Origin of the sequence: Streptomyces sp. NPDC058619, from assembly GCF_042717785.1 — a bacterium.
Lineage (GTDB): Bacteria > Actinomycetota > Actinomycetes > Streptomycetales > Streptomycetaceae > Streptomyces.
In genome coordinates this window covers 20066-36184 of sequence record NZ_JBHXQN010000035.1, presented here as the reverse complement: position 1 = coordinate 36184, position 16119 = coordinate 20066, and the positions used below count along the sequence as shown (strand labels likewise).

20 protein-coding genes and 1 pseudogene are annotated in these 16119 nt (G+C 74.2%); 15 read left to right on the top strand and 6 right to left on the bottom strand.

Going from position 1 to position 16119, the window contains the following annotated elements; genetic code table 11:
• Positions 1-26: 26 nt before the first annotated feature.
• The 5 genes from ACFWTC_RS27280 (at position 27) to ACFWTC_RS27260 (ending at position 4211) form a co-directional block, all read left to right on the top strand.
• A complete protein-coding gene (locus ACFWTC_RS27280) occupies positions 27-206 on the top strand; it encodes a hypothetical protein (protein ID WP_383921796.1) in 180 nt (59 codons plus the stop codon).
• The gene (locus ACFWTC_RS27275) at positions 203-853 is read left to right on the top strand and encodes an MAB_1171c family putative transporter (protein WP_384029331.1); all 651 of its coding nucleotides are present in this window, start codon (positions 203-205) and stop codon (positions 851-853) included. Before ACFWTC_RS27280 ends, ACFWTC_RS27275 begins: the two co-directional genes overlap by 4 nt.
• Positions 850-2025 carry a cytochrome P450 gene (locus ACFWTC_RS27270; RefSeq protein WP_383921790.1) on the top strand — a complete coding sequence of 392 codons (1176 nt, stop codon included), beginning with the start codon at positions 850-852 and terminating at the stop codon, positions 2023-2025. The genes ACFWTC_RS27275 and ACFWTC_RS27270 overlap by 4 nt, the downstream gene beginning before the upstream one ends.
• A 219-nt stretch (positions 2026-2244) precedes the next feature.
• Positions 2245-3909, top strand: a complete 1665-nt coding sequence (locus tag ACFWTC_RS27265) for a serine/threonine-protein kinase (protein ID WP_384029330.1) — start codon at positions 2245-2247, stop codon at positions 3907-3909.
• A 104-nt stretch (positions 3910-4013) separates the two neighbouring features.
• On the top strand, positions 4014-4211 hold the full coding sequence (locus ACFWTC_RS27260) for a hypothetical protein (protein WP_384029328.1): 198 nt from the start codon (positions 4014-4016) through the stop codon (positions 4209-4211).
• A gap of 140 nt (positions 4212-4351) precedes the next feature.
• On the opposite strand, the gene ACFWTC_RS27255 is transcribed toward ACFWTC_RS27260, so the two are convergent.
• A complete protein-coding gene (locus tag ACFWTC_RS27255) occupies positions 4352-4627 on the bottom strand; it encodes an isoamylase early set domain-containing protein (protein WP_383921782.1) in 276 nt (91 codons plus the stop codon).
• A 211-nt stretch (positions 4628-4838) separates the two neighbouring features.
• Here ACFWTC_RS27255 and ACFWTC_RS27250 point away from each other — a divergent pair, with 211 nt between their 5' ends.
• A complete protein-coding gene (locus ACFWTC_RS27250; protein WP_383921779.1) occupies positions 4839-5033 on the top strand; it encodes a hypothetical protein in 195 nt (64 codons plus the stop codon).
• Positions 5034-5345: 312 nt separating this feature from the next.
• Here ACFWTC_RS27250 and ACFWTC_RS27245 read toward each other — a convergent pair.
• Positions 5346-5908, bottom strand: a pseudogene (locus ACFWTC_RS27245) (DinB family protein).
• A gap of 17 nt (positions 5909-5925) precedes the next feature.
• On the opposite strand from ACFWTC_RS27245, the gene ACFWTC_RS27240 reads away from it, so the two are divergent.
• The 4 genes from ACFWTC_RS27240 to ACFWTC_RS27225 are packed head-to-tail and all read left to right on the top strand — an operon-like array spanning position 5926 to position 8095.
• Positions 5926-6234, top strand: coding sequence for a TRIC cation channel family protein (locus ACFWTC_RS27240; protein WP_383921897.1), 309 nt, complete (start codon positions 5926-5928; stop codon positions 6232-6234).
• A 16-nt stretch (positions 6235-6250) separates the two neighbouring features.
• Entirely contained in the window at positions 6251-6787 is a 537-nt protein-coding gene (locus tag ACFWTC_RS27235; protein ID WP_384029326.1) for a GNAT family N-acetyltransferase, read from the top strand.
• A gap of 59 nt (positions 6788-6846) precedes the next feature.
• The gene (locus ACFWTC_RS27230; protein WP_384029324.1) at positions 6847-7215 is read left to right on the top strand and encodes a tyrosinase family oxidase copper chaperone; all 369 of its coding nucleotides are present in this window, start codon (positions 6847-6849) and stop codon (positions 7213-7215) included.
• A gap of 16 nt (positions 7216-7231) precedes the next feature.
• Positions 7232-8095: a tyrosinase family protein gene (locus tag ACFWTC_RS27225; protein ID WP_383921772.1), complete on the top strand. Its 864-nt coding sequence runs from the start codon at positions 7232-7234 to the stop codon at positions 8093-8095.
• An 83-nt stretch (positions 8096-8178) separates the two neighbouring features.
• Here the strand turns inward: ACFWTC_RS27225 and ACFWTC_RS27220 are convergent, their stop codons facing one another.
• The gene (locus tag ACFWTC_RS27220; RefSeq protein ID WP_351278881.1) at positions 8179-8457 is read right to left on the bottom strand and encodes a chaplin; all 279 of its coding nucleotides are present in this window, start codon (positions 8455-8457) and stop codon (positions 8179-8181) included.
• Positions 8458-8554: 97 nt separating this feature from the next.
• Complete coding sequence (locus ACFWTC_RS27215) at positions 8555-8914, bottom strand: hypothetical protein (RefSeq protein WP_384029322.1); 360 nt, start codon at positions 8912-8914, stop codon at positions 8555-8557.
• 125 nt (positions 8915-9039) lie between these two features.
• On the opposite strand from ACFWTC_RS27215, the gene ACFWTC_RS27210 reads away from it, so the two are divergent.
• Positions 9040-10581, top strand: a complete 1542-nt coding sequence (locus ACFWTC_RS27210) for a carboxylesterase/lipase family protein (RefSeq protein ID WP_384029321.1) — start codon at positions 9040-9042, stop codon at positions 10579-10581.
• A gap of 36 nt (positions 10582-10617) precedes the next feature.
• Here the strand turns inward: ACFWTC_RS27210 and ACFWTC_RS27205 are convergent, their stop codons facing one another.
• Positions 10618-11943, bottom strand: a complete 1326-nt coding sequence (locus ACFWTC_RS27205) for an alpha/beta hydrolase-fold protein (protein WP_383921763.1) — start codon at positions 11941-11943, stop codon at positions 10618-10620.
• Positions 11944-12253: 310 nt separating this feature from the next.
• Here ACFWTC_RS27205 and ACFWTC_RS27200 point away from each other — a divergent pair, with 310 nt between their 5' ends.
• Entirely contained in the window at positions 12254-13282 is a 1029-nt protein-coding gene (locus ACFWTC_RS27200) for a TolB family protein (RefSeq protein ID WP_384029319.1), read from the top strand.
• A 133-nt stretch (positions 13283-13415) separates the two neighbouring features.
• Here ACFWTC_RS27200 and ACFWTC_RS27195 read toward each other — a convergent pair whose 3' ends face one another.
• The gene (locus ACFWTC_RS27195) at positions 13416-14102 is read right to left on the bottom strand and encodes a GNAT family N-acetyltransferase (RefSeq protein ID WP_383921757.1); all 687 of its coding nucleotides are present in this window, start codon (positions 14100-14102) and stop codon (positions 13416-13418) included.
• Between the two features lie 140 nt (positions 14103-14242).
• On the opposite strand from ACFWTC_RS27195, the gene ACFWTC_RS27190 reads away from it, so the two are divergent.
• The 3 genes from ACFWTC_RS27190 to ACFWTC_RS27180 all read left to right on the top strand — a co-directional run bounded on the left by ACFWTC_RS27190 (position 14243) and on the right by ACFWTC_RS27180 (position 16038).
• Positions 14243-15043, top strand: coding sequence for an alpha/beta fold hydrolase (locus ACFWTC_RS27190; protein ID WP_384029318.1), 801 nt, complete (start codon positions 14243-14245; stop codon positions 15041-15043).
• A 126-nt stretch (positions 15044-15169) separates the two neighbouring features.
• Complete coding sequence (locus tag ACFWTC_RS27185; RefSeq protein WP_383921751.1) at positions 15170-15295, top strand: hypothetical protein; 126 nt, start codon at positions 15170-15172, stop codon at positions 15293-15295.
• A 74-nt stretch (positions 15296-15369) separates the two neighbouring features.
• A complete protein-coding gene (locus ACFWTC_RS27180) occupies positions 15370-16038 on the top strand; it encodes a (2Fe-2S)-binding protein (RefSeq protein ID WP_384029316.1) in 669 nt (222 codons plus the stop codon).
• Positions 16039-16119 lie beyond the last annotated feature (81 nt).

The following is a 16119-nucleotide window of genomic DNA, read 5'->3' as shown; positions in this document are numbered from 1 at the left end:
GAGGGTCGGGTCCGTTCGTCCAGCGCATGTCCGGACGGACCAGCCACACCAGCGAGGACGAGCGCGAGGCCGAGGTGATGGCCAGCGTCATCCGGCAGCTCATGTACCGCGGACGCGAACTGCCGCCGAGCCGGCCCGCGAAGGGTGCCGAGAGCTGGGAGGCGCTGTTCGCCACACCGCACAGGAAGGCCCACCGCCGGAAATGATCAACATCCTCTTCTCGCGCACAGCCGTCGTACTGCTCGCTTTCGCGGCGTACTGGGTCCGGGGGCGGGGCGGCCACCGGCCGACGGATGACCGTGTTCTTCGCGGCCGAGCCCTCCCCGCGCTCACCTGGCCGGTCAGCCAGTTCCTGCGCCGCCGCTGGGAAAGGCGGTCCTTCGCCGCGCTCGAACCCCTGTGGAGCGAGGTCACGGCCGTCGTCGCCGAGCTCGTCCTCGACCAGGGCGGAGCCGGCGCCGACACCCGCGGGCAGGACGTCGACTTCCACCTCCACCGCCGCGTGATCGAGATCAACGACGGAGTGCCGGCCCTGCGCGGGTACCGTTCTCCCCAGGTGCAGGCGGCCGCGGCCGAGGCGGTCGCCGGCCGGGGCGAAAGCGACACCCCGGAAGGGAACGCGGAAGTGGAAGCAGCGGTTCTCACCGCGGCCGTCGCCGCGAAGCGGGCCGGGGAGGCGCCCGGCACGGTAGAGGCGCCGCCGGCCGCCGGCACGCACTCCCGCAGGGGCGACCTACGGGCCGAGACCGAGTGGCTCCTCCTCGTGACGCGCGCCTGTCTGCGGCACCGGCACCGGCCCCGGGGCACCGCCACTGCCGAGCTGTCCGTCTCGGCCGCCGGGTCGGGATCATGACCGACCCCCTGCAGGATCCCGGCTTCCTGCGCGATCCCTACGCGACCTACGACCGCCTGCGCGGCGCGGGTCCGGTCCAGAAGGTCCCCACCGGCTCCCAGGGGCACTACTCGTACCTCGTCACCGGTCACGCCGAGGCCCGGCAGGCCTTCGCCGACCCCCGCCTGTCCAAGGACACGGCCCGCTTCTTCGCCGGCCGGCCCTCCCACCGGAACCTGCATCCCGCCGTGTCCCGCAGCATGCTCGCGAGCGACCCGCCCGGGCACACGCGACAGCGGGGCGCCGCGGCGAAGCTCTTCACCGCGGGCCCCGTCGCGCGGCTGCGCCCGTACATCGAGCAGGTCGTCGACGGTCTGCTCGACGGCTGGGAGCCGGGCACCCCGGTCGACCTCGTGGAGGGCCTGGCCGCGCCGCTCCCCGTCACCGTCATCTGCCAGCTGCTCGGAGTGCCCGAGGAGGACCGCGCCATGGTCTCCCGATGGTCGAACGAGCTGTTCGCCGCAGGCCGGCCGGACCGCATCGACGCCGCGTCGCACGCCATCGGCGACTACATGACCGGCCTCGTCGGGTCCGCGCGCCGCGAACCCGGCGACGGCCTCCTGCACCTGCTGCTCCAGCAGGGCGACGAAGGGACGCTGGGCGCGGACGAGGTCGTCTCCCTGGCCGTGCTCCTGCTGGTGGCCGGCCACGAGACGACGGCCAACTTCATCGCCAACGCCGCCCTGGCCCTCATCCAGCACCCCGACTCCCTCGACCGGTTGCACCGGGACCCCGACCTGATCGCCTCCTCCCTCGACGAACTGCTGCGCTTCGACTCCCCGGTCGGGATCGCGACCTTCCGCTACACCACCGAGGCGCTCCGGCTCGGCGGGGTCGAGATCCCCGAGGGCGTTCCGGTCCTGATCGCACCCGGAGCCGCCAACCGCGATCCGGCCCGCTTCGCGGAGCCGCACCACCTCGACCTGGACCGGAACGCCGCCGGCCACATGGCGTTCGGGCACGGGATCCACCGCTGCCTGGGGGCGCCCCTCGCACGGGCCGAGGCGGAGATCGCGCTGCGGGCGCTCATCACCCGCTTCCCCGGGATGCGGCCCGCCGTCCCGAGCGAGGACCTCGCCTGGCGGCAGACCCGCCTGATGCGCGGTCTTCAGGCCCTGCCCGTCGTCCTGTAGGGCCCGGCGGCGCGGCGGGCCCGACCGGAGCGGCCGGGCCCGCCGGGCTGACCGGAATGCAGGCCGGGCCCTATGCGGCGGCTTGTCCGGAAAAGCTGTTGTGCGGCGCGCAACGCTGACATCATGACGCGTCAGCGGGGGGCGCGATCGCCGCACTGGCCGGAAAGGCGTGGGGTGGATCGGGACATGGAGTCGTTGCGCGCTGGGGATCCCACCCGAGTGGGTCCGTACCGGATCGTGGCTCGGCTGGGCAGCGGCGGGATGGGTTCCGTCTACCTCGGGCGCTCGCGGGGCGGCCGGTCGGTCGCCGTCAAGGTGATCCGCCCGGAACTGGCCGAGGACCCCGAGTTCCGGCGGCGGTTCGCCCGCGAGGTGCGGTCCGCGCGCCTGGTGAACGGCGTGTACACCGCCGGGGTCATCGACGCCGACCCGACGGGGAACCCGCCCTGGCTGGCCACCGCCTACGTCGCCGGACCCTCCTTGAGCGAAGCGGTCCGGGACCACGGGCCCTGGCCCGAGGAATCCGTACGGGCGCTGGCGGCCGGGGTCGCCGAGGCGCTGGAGGCCATCCACGTCCACGGCGTGGTCCACCGGGACCTGAAGCCGTCCAACGTGCTGCTCGCGTCCGACGGCCCGCGCGTCATCGACTTCGGTATCTCCGCCCTCGCCGACGCCGCCACGGAACTCACCCGCGCCGGCACCGTGATCGGCACCCCCGGTTTCATGGCCCCCGAGCAGCTCACCGGTGCGGGCGTCACCGCGGCCACCGACGTCTTCTCGCTCGGCGCGGTGCTGGCCTTCACCGCCTCCGGTACCGGGCCCTTCGGCGCCGGCACCACTCCCGAGCTGATGTACCGGGTCGTCCACGACGCGCCGGACCTCGACGCCCTGCCCGTCCGGCTGCGCGATCTGGTGGCCCGCTGCCTGGCGAAGGACCCCGCCCGGCGGCCCTCGGTCTCGGCGCTGCTCGACCAGCTGTCCGGCGGCCCGGACACCGACGCCGGCTCCCAGTGGCTGCCCCCGCACCTGACCCGCCTGTTGTTCGCGTCGACGGGACCCGGGCCGTCCGAGGGGCCCGGGTCGCCGGCCGATCCGGCCCCGCCGCCTGATCTCCGCACCCCACCGGGCCACGGCCCCGTCGGAGCGCCTCCGCCGGTCGGTGCGCCGCCACCCGTACCGCCGCACCCGCCGGTCATCACGGACACGCTGCGGGGGTACGGTCCCGCGGCCCCGGCGGGACGGTCCTCCCGCCGGAGCACCCTGACGGCCGCCGCGGCGGCGGTGGTCGCGGTCGGCCTGCTGGTCTGGCTGGTGCCCCGGATGACCGGGGCCTCCAGCGCCGGCGCCTCGTCCCCGATCTCCACGGCTCCCTCGCCGTCGTCCTCGTACGCGACGCCGACCGCCGGCCGGGGCGCATCGGGGAGCACCGCCGACAGCAGGACCTTTACCCCCGGCACGCGGACCGGCACGGCACGCCCCTCGGCCACGCGGACCGCGGAGCCGCGTACGTCCGAGCCGCGGAGCCCGTCGGCACGGCCCCTGCCGGTCGTCGGCTCGTGGGAGGGCACGTACCTGTGCGGTCAGGGCCTGACCCGGCTCCACCTCAGGATCACCTCGCCGGGAGGCAAGGCCCTGGAGGCGGTCTTCGCGTTCTCCGCGCACCCCGACAACCCGACGGTGCCGAACGGGTCGTTCACCATGGTCGGCTCGTTCGAGGACGGCCGGATGAACCTGAGGGCGGACCGCTGGATCAACCGCCCGCCCGGCTACCTCACGGTCGACCTCACCGCGGTCGTGGCGGAGGACCGCCCCGCGGTGCTGTCCGGGGCGGTGATCAGCACGGTCGCCGTCTGCACCCGGTTCGTGGTCGGCCGCCAGACGTAGACGTAACCCCACGTCCATGGCGGAGATCGCGTTATCGGCGACGAACTGCGGATCGACAACGCCGTCGGCGTCAACCTCTACAGCGCGCCAAGCCAATGGAGTTCGTGACCGCACTGCGCCCGATCACATTTGCCGCCGGACCCTTCCACCCGGCGCCGGGACGCGTGGCCATCACCTCGGAGAGCACCCGCCCGTACGTGCTCGGCCTGCGGCTGTGGCGCGCGGCCGAGGCGGAGCGGCCGACGCGCCGACTGCGGGAGGTGCCGGTGCTGGACGCGCACGCCCCGACTCCAGGGAGGTGAGGGGGCAGTTCCCCCGCGTGCGGATGTCCTGGTGGCACGCCCATCCGTGGGGGACCCTGACGGCGCCGACGGCGCCGGCCGCCGTACTGCGCCATCGTCGGCGCCCTGTTCATGTGACCCGGGGCGCGCGGGCCGACCGGTCAGGTGTGCAGGCGGCTGTTCGGGCCGTCCTGATCGCCGGCGCTCCCTTCGTTGAACCAGTAGTCACCGGCGGCCAGATACCGGAACGAGTGCGTGCTCTCCTTCGGCAGCTCGACCGTGACGGCCCGCTGCCCGTCCTCGCGGGCCCGCAGGGTGTGGGCGCCGGGCCGCCAGTCGTTGAAGTCGCCGACCACGCTCACCGGGCCGGGCGGAGTGTCCGCCGGAAGGACGAAGGTGACCTCGGTGCGGTCCGTGAGCGGGGTGCGCTCCAGCATGGGGAAGCTCCTGACGACTGGGGTGGGTGTGATGGCGTCCATCCTCGGATCCCCGGGCGCGGTCCGCATTCCGGAGCCCGGCACGTCACCACCGACGGTCCCTCACGCCACGTGAGGCAAAAGGTGCGGTCCGTGACGAACCGTGGCAGCGTGGGAAGGGCAGGCACCACCGGTACGTCGAGGGCACGCAGGAACCGAAGGAGTCGCCGTCATGGGCGGTACGCAGGACGGACGACAGGGACCCCGCAGGCACCCCGGTGAGCCGGCGCGCGACCGGGGTTGCGGACCGGACCCGGTGCACCCCGAGTTCGGCCGGACGTCCCGCGACCCGGACCGTGACGAACCCGCGCGGCGTCGTGAGGACGACCCGCAGCGCGAGCAGGAACAGCGCGACGAGGAGCTCTGACCGGAGCTCCACTCGCCCCCGTACGCAGGGCCCGGCCGGGAACGTAGCCCCCGGCCGGGCCCTGTCATGCCCGGCCCGCGGCGGGCGGACCGCTGACACGCAGCAGCACGAGGGCGGTGTCGTCGACCGCGCGGCCGCCGGAGTGGTCGGACGCGGCCCGCGACAGGCGGGCCAGGGTGTCCGCGGCGCCGAGCCCGTGGGTGGCGGCCAGGGCCCCGGCGAGCCGGGCCTCGCCGAACAGGGCCTCGCCGAACAGGGGGGCCGCGGTCGCGGTCGCCCGGACAACCCGCTCGGCCCGGCCTCGGCCGCGCGTCAGACGTTCCCCGCCGGGCCGCGCCGGCCGGCTTCCCGGGCCGTGCGCTCCAGGCGGTCGCGGTGGTCGCCCCACCACGCCGCGTCGCCGGGCGCCACGCTCGCGGCGCCGATACGCAGACCGGTGGTTCCGTCGATGAGTTCCCGCACGATGTCCGCGTGGCCCGCGTGGCCCGCGTGGCCCGCGTGCCGGTCGGTTTCGGCGATCATGTGGACCATGGCCCGGTGGAGCGTCACCTCGTCCCGCGCCCCCACGCCACCCGGCCCACCGCGTCCAGCCCCAGCGACTCGATCGTCTCGTCCGAGTGGGCCCAGACCCTCCGGTACGAGCCGACGATCTGCTCCCGCGTCTCGTCGGCCCGGGCCCACAGGTCCGCATTCGGCCCGGCGTCGCCCGTGATCCACAGCCCGGGCGCCACGAAGGGCCGGCCGAAGGAATCGCCGAAGTAGAGGGCCTCGGCGCCGGTCAGGTGCTTCACCAGACCCGGCAGATTGGTGCCGGACGCGGTCATCGGGCGGCGCACGTCGTACTCCGACAGCCCGTCGAGCTTCCCGAGGCGCACCTCGCGGGCGTCCTCTCATCGGCGCCCGCGCCGCCATCGACGCGCACGGCACGCCCCTCGCGGTCCTCATCCTCGCCGTCCTCACGGGTGTCACCGGCGAGGTCGTCCGGGACGTGCTATTCGGGGAGTTCCCGCCGCTCCTGCTGCGCGAGGAGGTGTACGCGACGGCCGCGCTCGCGGGAGCCGCCGCCTACCTCGGGCTGCACCGGGCCGGGACCCCGGACACGCTCAACACCGCCCTCTCCGCGGGCCTGGTCCTCGTCCTGCGGATGACCGCCGTCTTCCGCGGCCTGCACCTGCCCCGCCTGCGGCGCGTCACCGCCTGATCCCTATGCTCGCCGCATGACGGCCGCCATCACCCCGCTCTCCGCCCCGGACCTGCGCGCCCACCGCGACGAACTCGCCGCGCTCCTCCTCGACGTGGTCGCGGGCGGGTCCTCGCTCGGTTTCCTCGCCGGACTCGACCACGCGGGCGCCGCCGCCTGGTGGGACTCCCTGCTGCCCGCCGTCGAGGAGGGCTCCCTGGCGCTCTGGGTCTCCCGCTCGGACGACGGACGCCTCGACGGCACCGTCAGCTGGTACCGGGAGTCCAAGCCCAACGGCCGCCACCGGGCCGAGCTGCGCAAGCTGATGGTCCATCCGGCGGCCCGCGGCCGCGGCACCGCCCGCGCGCTGTTCGCCGAGGCCGAGGCGGCCGCCGCCCGCGCCGGGGTGGCGCTGCTGTTCCTGGACACCGAGACGGGCAGCGCCGCCGAGCGCGTCTACCGGTCCGCGGGCTGGACCGAGGTCGGCACCATCCCGGACTACGCCACCGACCCGGACGGCCGCCTGCACCCCACCACCCTCTACTACAAGCGGCCCCGGGGCGCCGCAGGGTGACCTCGCCCGCCGCGCCGCGTTAGACCCGTCGGCGCCGGCCACCGAGCGAGGGAGACCGTATGTCCGCAGCATCCACCGCCGTACCACTGACCCGCCGCGCGGTCCTGCGCACGGCCTTCACCGCGGCCGTGCTCGCCGGCACCGCCGCGGCGCTGGGGCCCGTACTGCGCGCCTGGCGGCCCCGCCAGACGCTCACGCCGGCGCCGCTCGCCGAGGAGACGTACCGCGGCCGGCACATCGCCGTGGACCGGGCCGGAGTGCGCATCGACGGACGCCCGCTGCACGTGATGCGCCGCGCCGACGGCAGCTACCTGAGCGGGATCAACCACTTCCAGTCCTATCCGACGCGCCTGGAACTGGCGCGCGCCGCCGTCGACGAACTGGGCTCCGCCCAGCTGGCGCTGGCGTCCGCCCCGCACCACGGCTGAGGCGAGGAGCCCCGACGTGTACACCCGGCAGAACCAGAAGGACCTGACCAGCGCGCAGAAGAAGCGCTTCACGGCGGCCGTGCTGGAACTCAAGCGCAACGGCACCTACGACTCCTTCGTGCGCACCCACGACAAGTACTTCGTGCCCGACCGCGACCGGAGGCTGCGCGTCGGGCACATGTCCCCGTCGTTCTTCCCCTGGCACCGGCGCTACCTGCTGGAGTTCGAGAAGCGGCTCCAGGCCGTCGACCCCGGCGTCTCGATCCCGTACTGGGACTGGACCACCGACACCAGCCCCGTCTCCCCGCTCTGGGCCGACGACTTCCTCGGCGGCACCGGCCGGGCAGAGGACCGGCAGGTGATGACCGGTCCGTTCGCCTACGACCGGGGCAACTGGACGGTCACCGTGGGCATCACGGAGTCCCGCTTCCTGACCCGGAACCTGGGCCGGCCGCACAACCCGATCGCCCTGCCCACGCCGGCCGAGCTCCAGTGGGCCCTCGACGACCCGGCCTACGACGTCGCACCCTGGGACTCGACGACCACCGCCGGCGGGTTCCGCAACAAACTGGAGGGCTGGGCCGCGCCCAGGAGCGAGCGCTGGCGCAACCACAACAAGGTCCACCAGTGGATCGGCGGCCACATGACGGGCGGCACCGCGCCCAACGACCCGGCGTTCTGGCTGCACCACGCCTTCGTGGACCTCATCTGGGACCGCTGGCAGCGGAAGCACCCCGGGTCCGGGTACCTGCCGGCCGCGCCCCCCGCCCTCGGCGACCCGCAGCGCGGCCGGGTGATCGCGCTGGACGAGCCGATGCCCCCGTGGGACGTCACCCCCCGCGAGATGCTCGGCCACGGCGGCCTCTACCGCTACGCATGACGCGAGGACGGCACGGGAAGGGCCCCCGCCGACCGGCGGGGGCCCTTCGTCGATCGGGCGATCAGGCGGTCGATGACCGGTGATCAGCCGCCGTAGCCCTCGGTGTGGTGCTCGCCGCCGCCCGACTGGTTGACGCAGGTGTTGCCGAACGCCGGGTTGAGCAGAGCGATCACGTTCACGGTGTTGCCGCAGACGTTGACCGGGACGTGCACCGGAACCTGGAGCAGGTTGCCCGACAGGACACCGGGGGAACCGACCGCCGCACCGTGCGCTCCGGCGTCGGCGACGGCCAGACCCGCGCCGGCGGCCATGGCGCTACCGGCGACAGCGGTGATGGCGACTGCCTTCGCGATACGCGACATCAAGATCTCCTCGTGAGAAATATGGGGCGCCGCAGAATCTGCGGCGTTTGACATGGCATACAACGCAGGGATGGCCAAGGGGTCACGGTCCCTGCGCCTACCCGGTGACGGAGAAGCGGACGGAGGCGAAGTACGGCCGCACCTGCGTGACGGTCCCTGGCCGCAGGACCTCCACGCGGCCCGCGCAGCCCGGCTCCCGGTAGAGGGTCGCCGTGCCCCGGGTGTGGTTCGTGACGGTCCTGGTGCCGCCGCCCTCCGCCTCGACGCAGCCGTTCGGCGCGGTCAGCCCGTGCACCCGGTCGTCCTGGCCGAGGTACTGGAAGTCCGGCCCGGTGGCGGCGCGGGCCGGACCGCCGGCCAGCGCGGCGGCCGCCAGCAACAGCACGGGCACCGTCCCGGAGCGGACGGCGCCGCGCGCGGTGGGGTCGATTCGCGGGGGTCGGATGAGGGGTCGCATGAGGGATCGCATGCCGGACCAACCGGGACGCGCCCGGGCACGGTCACGCCTTGTCACCCGTGGTACGGCTGTGCGAACGTGCGCGGACCACACCTGTGCGGAGCGGCCGATTCCAGGAGGACGAGATGGGCGCAGCGGGCGGCGCGGGCACCGGACCCGGCGGCACCGGACCCGGCGGCGACGGGCCTGGTGGCGACGGGCCTGGTGGCGACGGGCCTGGTGGCGACGGGACCCGCCCCCGGGTCCGGACCCGGTACGGCCTCGTGGAGGGGCGGACCGGCGCCGCCGGGACCGCCGTGTTCCTGGGCGTCCCGTACGCCGCGCCGCCCGTCGGAGCCCTCCGCTTCGCGGCGCCCGCGCCCCCGGCCGCATGGGACGGCGTGCGCGACGCGGGCGCCTACGGCCCCACCGCGCCCAAGGTGCCCTACCCGGACACCTTCGCCGCGCTGCTGCCCGACCCGGAGATCCCGGGGGACGACTGCCTGAGCGTCAACGTGTGGACCCCCGATCCGGCGCCGGCCGCCCGGCTGCCCGTCATGGTGTGGATCCACGGCGGGGCGCACACCCGCGGCTCCTCCGCCGTCCCGGTCTACGACGGCTCCGCCTTCGCCCGCGACGGGGTCGTGCTGGTCTCCTTCAACTTCCGTCTCGGCGTGCTCGGTTACGGGCTCTTCCCGGACGCCCCCGCCAACCGAGGCCTGCTCGACCAGATCGCCGCCCTGGAGTGGGTCCGGGACAACATCGCGGCCTTCGGCGGCGATCCCGGACGCGTCACCGTCTTCGGCGAGTCGGCGGGGGCCATCAGCATCGGGGCCCTGCTCGCGGCGCCCCGCGCCGCCGGGCTCTTCGCCCGGGCCGTCCTGCAGAGCGGCGCCCCCGAGGTGCTGCCGCGCGACGGGGTGCGCACCATGGTCCGGCGGATGGCGTCCCTGCTCAAGACGCCGGCCACCGCCGGGGCGTTCGCCGCCACCCCGCTGCCGACCCTGCTCGCCGCGCAGGGGGCCGTGCTGCGCCGGTCCGGGCCGCTGCTGGGCGGGCCGGCCTTCGGCCTGGTCACGGACCCGGACACGCTGCCCGAGGACCCCCTCGACGCCCTGGCCGGCCGGGGCGTCTGCGGGGACGTGCCCCTGCTGGCGGGCTGGACCCGCGACGAGTACCGGCTCTGGCTCGCCCCCACGGGAGGGATGCGGCTGCTCGACCGGATGGGCCCGGCCGCCGTGGAGCTGGCGCGCCTGCGCGCCGGCAAGGACCGTGCCGCCGTACGGGACTTGCGTGGCTCACTGCCGGGCGCGAGCCCGGCCGAGCTCGCCGGGCAACTGCTCACCGACCGGCTGCTGCGCGACCCGCTGCGACGGCTGGCGGGTGCGCGGCGGCCCGCGCCGAGCTTCCTGTACGAGTTCGGCTGGAGCTCGGGCGTCCCCGGCCTCGGCTCCTGCCACGCGCTGGAGCTGGGCTTCGTGTTCGACACCCTCGACGTGCCGGAGTCCGCGTGGCTGGCCGGACCGGATGCCCCGCGGGAGCTGGCGCACGAGATGCACGCGGCCTGGGTGAGCTTCGCGGTGACCGGCGACCCGGGCTGGGAGCCCTGGAACGGCAGCGGCCCGCCGAAGGCGTTCGGCGGGCCGGAGCGGGAGCCTGCACGGGAGGTCGCGGCGCCGCGCCGGTGAGGCGACGGGCAGCGGAGCAGGCGGGGGAGGCGGAGGCTACTCCACCGGTCCCTCCATCACCTTGCTGATCTCCTGGATGGGGCCCTCGCCCATGTTCGGGACGTAGGTCTTGGCGTTGTGCTGGCCGCCCTTGATGACCCTCAGGGTGGTGTGCACCGGCCCCTTGCCGTACGTGGCGATGAACTTCTGCACGTCGGGCAGGGTCTTCTTGTTGTTCTCGCTGTCGCCCACCTGGAAGGCGAGGTAGACGTCCGGCCCCTTGCTGTCGATGAGCTGCTTCGCCAGCAGTTCCGGGTTGTTCTCGGCCTTCTCCTTGTCGTGGCCCTTCCACAGTGAGGAGTCCGGGACGACGTCCGGGCCGGAGGCGATCACGGCCTTGAACTTGTCCGGGTGCTTCAGCACGGCCTTCAGGCCGGCGAACCCGCCGGTCGACGAACCCATGAACGCCCAGCCGTCACGGGACTTGACGGTGCGGAAGTTCGCCTTCATCAGGTCCGGCACGTCCTCGGTGAGCCAGGTGCCCATCTTCGGCTGGCCGGGGATGTCGGAGGCGTCCCAGTAGACGCCCTTGTCGTCCGGGCCGGGGTTGAGCACCGGCATCGCCAGGATGAAGGGCTTGCTCTTGCCCTCCGCGTACCACTTGCTGATGCTGGTCTGGAGGCCCAGATCGGTGCCCATCCAGTAGTTGCTCGGGTATCCGGCGCCGCCCGGCAGGGCGATCATCACCGGGAAGCCGCTCTTGGCGAACTTCGGATCGTTGTACTCCTTGGGCGCCCAGACCCACACCTTGCCCTTGAAGCCCGACTTCTTGCCGTCCAGCGTGGTGACGGCGATGTGCGTCCCGTCCGCCAGGGTCGCCGCGTTCTTGAAGTCGGCGGCCGGGCCCGTGGGCATCAGCATCTTGGAGTTCACCGGCTGCGGGGCCTCCGCGCCGGCCTTGCCGGAGTCGGCCGCGGGCGGCCGGCCGAACGAGACCGCCGCGCCCTTGTCGGTGAACGGGGGTATCTCGTAGTGGTTCATCACGAGCGCCGCGATGCCCGCGAGCGCCAGGACGGACGTGCCGGCGATCACCCAGCGGCGGACCCGGGACTTCCGGGGGCGCGGGGCCTCCGGCGGCTCCTGCCCGTACTGCTCCTGTGCGTAGGGTTCCTGGCCGTACGGCTGCTGACCGTACGGCTGTTGCCCGTGCCGCTCCTGGCCGTACGGCTGCTGCTCGTACCGCTGCTGTTCGTACGGTGGCTGCGGCGCCCCGTGGTGCGGCTGCTGCCCGTACTGCTGTCCGCCGTGGGGCGGCTGGGGCCGGGACTGCCGCCCTTCCGGCCGGTACGGCTGGTGCTGCTGCCCGTCGGGTGCGTACGACATGTGCGGTGGCTCTCCGGAGGTGGTGCTGCCTGGGTGGGGCGGGGTGGTCTGGCGTGGGTTCCTTCCGTTCGAAGGATGTACGAAAGCATGCCAGGGTTCCGCGTTTTCCCTTCTCTTGGGGTGCTCTAGGCCAAGACCTTGCCCGGCTCCCGCCGGACCCGCGAAGTTTCCGGTCCGTTGGCCGACCGGCCCTGGCCCCCTCGGGGTCCGCCGGGTACGGTGCGTCCGCGCAGCCGCCGGACCGTTCCGCCCGGAGCTCCCGAGCCGCGCCGGGCAGGCACCGGGCGCGCACCCGTACCGAGAGGCCCTGATGACCCTCCAGCGCCGGATGCCGATCCTCGCCGTCGTCCTCGTCCTGCTCGCCGCCGTGGCGGTGGGCGCCGTGCTGCGGGCCTCCTCCCGGGCCGACGAGAAGGACCGGGCCAGGGAGGGCGGCTTCCGGGTCTCCCGGGGCGCGGTGTCCCTGGCCCCCGGCGACGGCGGCCGGCGGATCGTGTTCCGCACCATGGCCTGGGGCCCGCACCGCGACGAACTCGCCACCGTCCCGGCCGCCGAGCCCGGGGGTGACCGCACCGCCTCCGGGGTGAGCTGTCTGCGCTTCCACGCGGCGGCCGGCACCGGGATCTGCCTCCGGGCTATCGGGGACGGAGTCCAGGGCGGCTACCGGGCCGTCGTCCTGGACGCCCGGCTCGCCGAGGTCGCGGCGTACCCGCTGGCCGGCATACCGACCCGCGCCCGGGTCTCGCCCGGCGGACACCTCGCCGCGTGGACGGTCTTCGTCGGCGGGGACTCGTACGCCGGTACCGACTTCTCGACGCGGACCTCCGTGGTCGACCTGCGTACCGGCCGCCTCGACGCCTCGCTGGAGGACTTCGCGGTGGTCCGGGACGGCAAGCCGTACCGCAGCGCCGACGTGAACTTCTGGGGGGTCACCTTCGCCGCCGACGAGCGGACCTTCTACGCGACCCTGGCCACCGGCGGCCGGACCCACCTGGTCCGCGGGGACCTGGTGGCGCGGACGGTGACGACGCTGCGCGAGAACGCGGAGTGCCCGTCGCTGTCGCCCGACGGAACCCGGGTGGTGTTCAAGAAGCGGGTGCCCGGGCGGCCGGCCGAAGCACCGTGGCGGCTGTACGCCCTGGAGCTGGACACGCTGGCGGAGACCCCGCTCGCCGAGGAACGCAGCGCCGACGACCAGGTCGTGTGGGCGGACGACCGGACCGTCGTCTACTCCCTCCCGGGGGACTTCGGGGCGGACCTGTACTCCCTGCCGGCCGACGGCACCGGCGCCCCGGCCCCGCTCATGTCCTCGGCCCTGGGCCCGGCCTTCCTCGACTGATCCGGACCGGAGTCGTGCGGGCGGACGGTTCGGTGCGGGGTGATCGAGGAAGGCCGGGGGACGGGAAAGGCGCGGCGCAGGACCGTTCAGGCCCCGGCCGGGAGGGCCCGGGCCGGGAGCGACCGGGCCGGGACTAGGCCGGCACCAGGGTCCTGCGGCGCCGCTTGCGCTGCGCCGCGGGCGACAGCTTCAGCTCGATGACCGACCGCACGGTCGGCCACTCCTCGTCGAGAATCGAGTAGAAGGCCGTACTGCGGACCGCTCCGTCCAGCCCCCGGGAATGGGCCCGGCGGACCCCCTCGGAGGTGAAGCCGAGGCGTTCCATCGCGGCTCGGGAGCGGCCGTTGCGGGCGTCCGCGCGCAGGGAGATACGCCGGACGCCCCAGGTCTCGAAGGCGTGGCGGAGCATGAGGAGCTTCGCCTCGGTGTTGATGCCGGTGCCCTGGGCGCCCGGGGACAGCCAGGTATTGCCGATCTCGGCGGCATCGGGGATCGCCGTCGCCGGATCGCCGAACGGGACGCCCGGCACGGCGGGCCACACCAGGGGCCCCTGCCAGTAGTCGAGTTCCAGGAACCGGGTCGAACCGACCACCCGTCCGTCGGTGGCTCTGACCACCGCGAACGGGAGCGATCGACCCGCCGCCTGATCGGCGAGGGCACGGTCGATGTACTCGTGGGACGCCTGCAGCCCGTGCGGCACGGGGGTGAAGGCGTAAGTCGTACGATCCTCGGCCCCGGCCACGGCCAGGGCCTCGGTGTGGTGGGGGGCGAGGGGCTCGAGCCGCACGGTGCGGCCGGCGAGGAGTACGGGTACGGGCACGGAGCCTTCGGTCCTTCTAGGCGGTGGGGTGGTTGCACAGTCTGCGTCCCTGACGTCGCCCCCCGTGCAAAACACGAGTGAAAGGCAACGGGCTGTCAGGTGAACGCGAGTGGCTCAATGTAGCCCCTTAAAGTCCTCTCATGAACCCCCGATTCGGCAATGGCGCGCGACTCCTTTTCGATGATCTCGGTCCCCGCCCCGGGACGCCCGTAATCCTGATTCACGGACATCCGTTCAACCGCACGATGTGGGCCCCACAGACGGCCGCGCTGACCGCCGCCGGCTACCGGCTCATCACTCCTGACCTGCGGGGATATGGGGAAAGCCCGGTGATCCCCGGCAAGGCCATGCTCGCCGATATGGCGGACGACCTGGCCGTTCTGCTCGACCGCCTGGAAATCGGACAGGCGGTCGTCGGCGGTGTGTCCATGGGCGGGCAGATAGCGATGGAGATGCGACTGCGCCACCCGTGTCTGGTACGCGCCCTCGTCCTCTCCGACACGTCCCCGGTTCCGGAGACGCCGGAGGGTGCGGAGTTCCGCCGGGCGGCTGCCGAGCGGCTCCTCGCGGAGGGAATGGGGCCGTACGCCGACGAGGTCATCGACAAGATGCTGGCGCCCTACAACGTGACCGGGATGCCCGCCGCCGCCGCGCATGTGGGCGCGATGATGCGCGCGACCGATCCCCGGGGCGCGGCCGCCGCCCTGCGCGGCCGCGCGGAGCGTCCGGACTACCGGCCGGTGCTCGCCGCCGCGGGCGAGCCCTGCCTGGTGGTGGTCGGCGCGGACGACGTCTACACCCCCGTTGCCGAGGCGCGGGCGCTGCACGAGCTGATGCCGCACTCGGTGCTCGCCGTCATCGAGGGGGCGGGCCACCTGCCGGGTGTGGAGCAGCCGGAGGCCTTCAACCGGGTGCTGCTGGAGTTCCTCGCCGGGTTGTGACCCGGTCCGGGGTCTTTCGTCGTGTGCCGGGTGCCCAACGGCGCTGAGCAGCCGGATCCGCTCCAGGTGCAGCAGCGGGGTGCGCGCGCGGGCACGTCGAGGCGGTCGGCGTCGTCGAGGGACGCGGTGACCGTGTCGTGGCGCCGCTCCCCGGCCGCGGCGGGCCACCTCACGCTGCTGGTCAACGCCGTGGGCGTGGAGGTGAAGCCGTCCGGCCGGGGCCCGCCCCGCCGGGCGCCGGCCCGTGCCTGAGATCATCGGGGCATGCACTGCGTGGGGGAACCGGGCGCCGGGCGCGCTCCCGGCACCGGACCGGGAGCCTGACCTTGGACGACGTACTGCGACGGCTGGCCGCCGTCGGGCCCTTCTTCGCCGTTCCGTCCGGGAAGGAGCCGCCCGGCCCCGGATTCCGGCCGCTGGGCGAGCTGTACGGGGAACACCTGGAACCGTACGTGGCCGAGGTGGGCCGCCGGATCGGCACCGGACCGGACCGGGTGGCCGCCTCGACCGCGCAGTTCGGCATCGCCTCGCGGCTGTGGTCGCTCGGACTCGGGTGCCTCGCGCTGGCCGGGCGGGTGCCGGATCTGGACGCCGGCCGGGTGTGGTGGCGGCTGCCCCGCGCGGGCTCGCTGGAACTGTGGCTGCCCGAGCCCGGCGCGCTGCCGGCCGGGGCGCTGGCGCAGACCGTCCTCGGGAACCTGGACCTGCTGGACACAGGCCTGCGCGAACGGTTCGGGGTCTCGCCCAAAATCCTGCGGGGCAACGCCGCCTCGGGGCTCGTCGGAGCCCTGCGGGTGCTGACCGACCGGATCGAGGGGGACGCGGCCGTGGACGCGGCGGCCGCGCTGCTGGCCGGCAGCGGGCCGCTGGCCGGCACCGGCACTTTCCTCCACGAGCCCGGGCTCGGCGTGGCCTTCGTCCGGAACAGCTGCTGCCTCTACTACAAGGTGCCGGGCGGCGGCTTCTGCGGGGACTGCGTCCTGCGGACCGGGTAGGCGTCGCGCCCGCCCAGCGGTGCCCCCGCCGGAGCGGGGATCCGCCGGGCGCGCGGGTGAAACCGAAACGGGGCCGTCGGG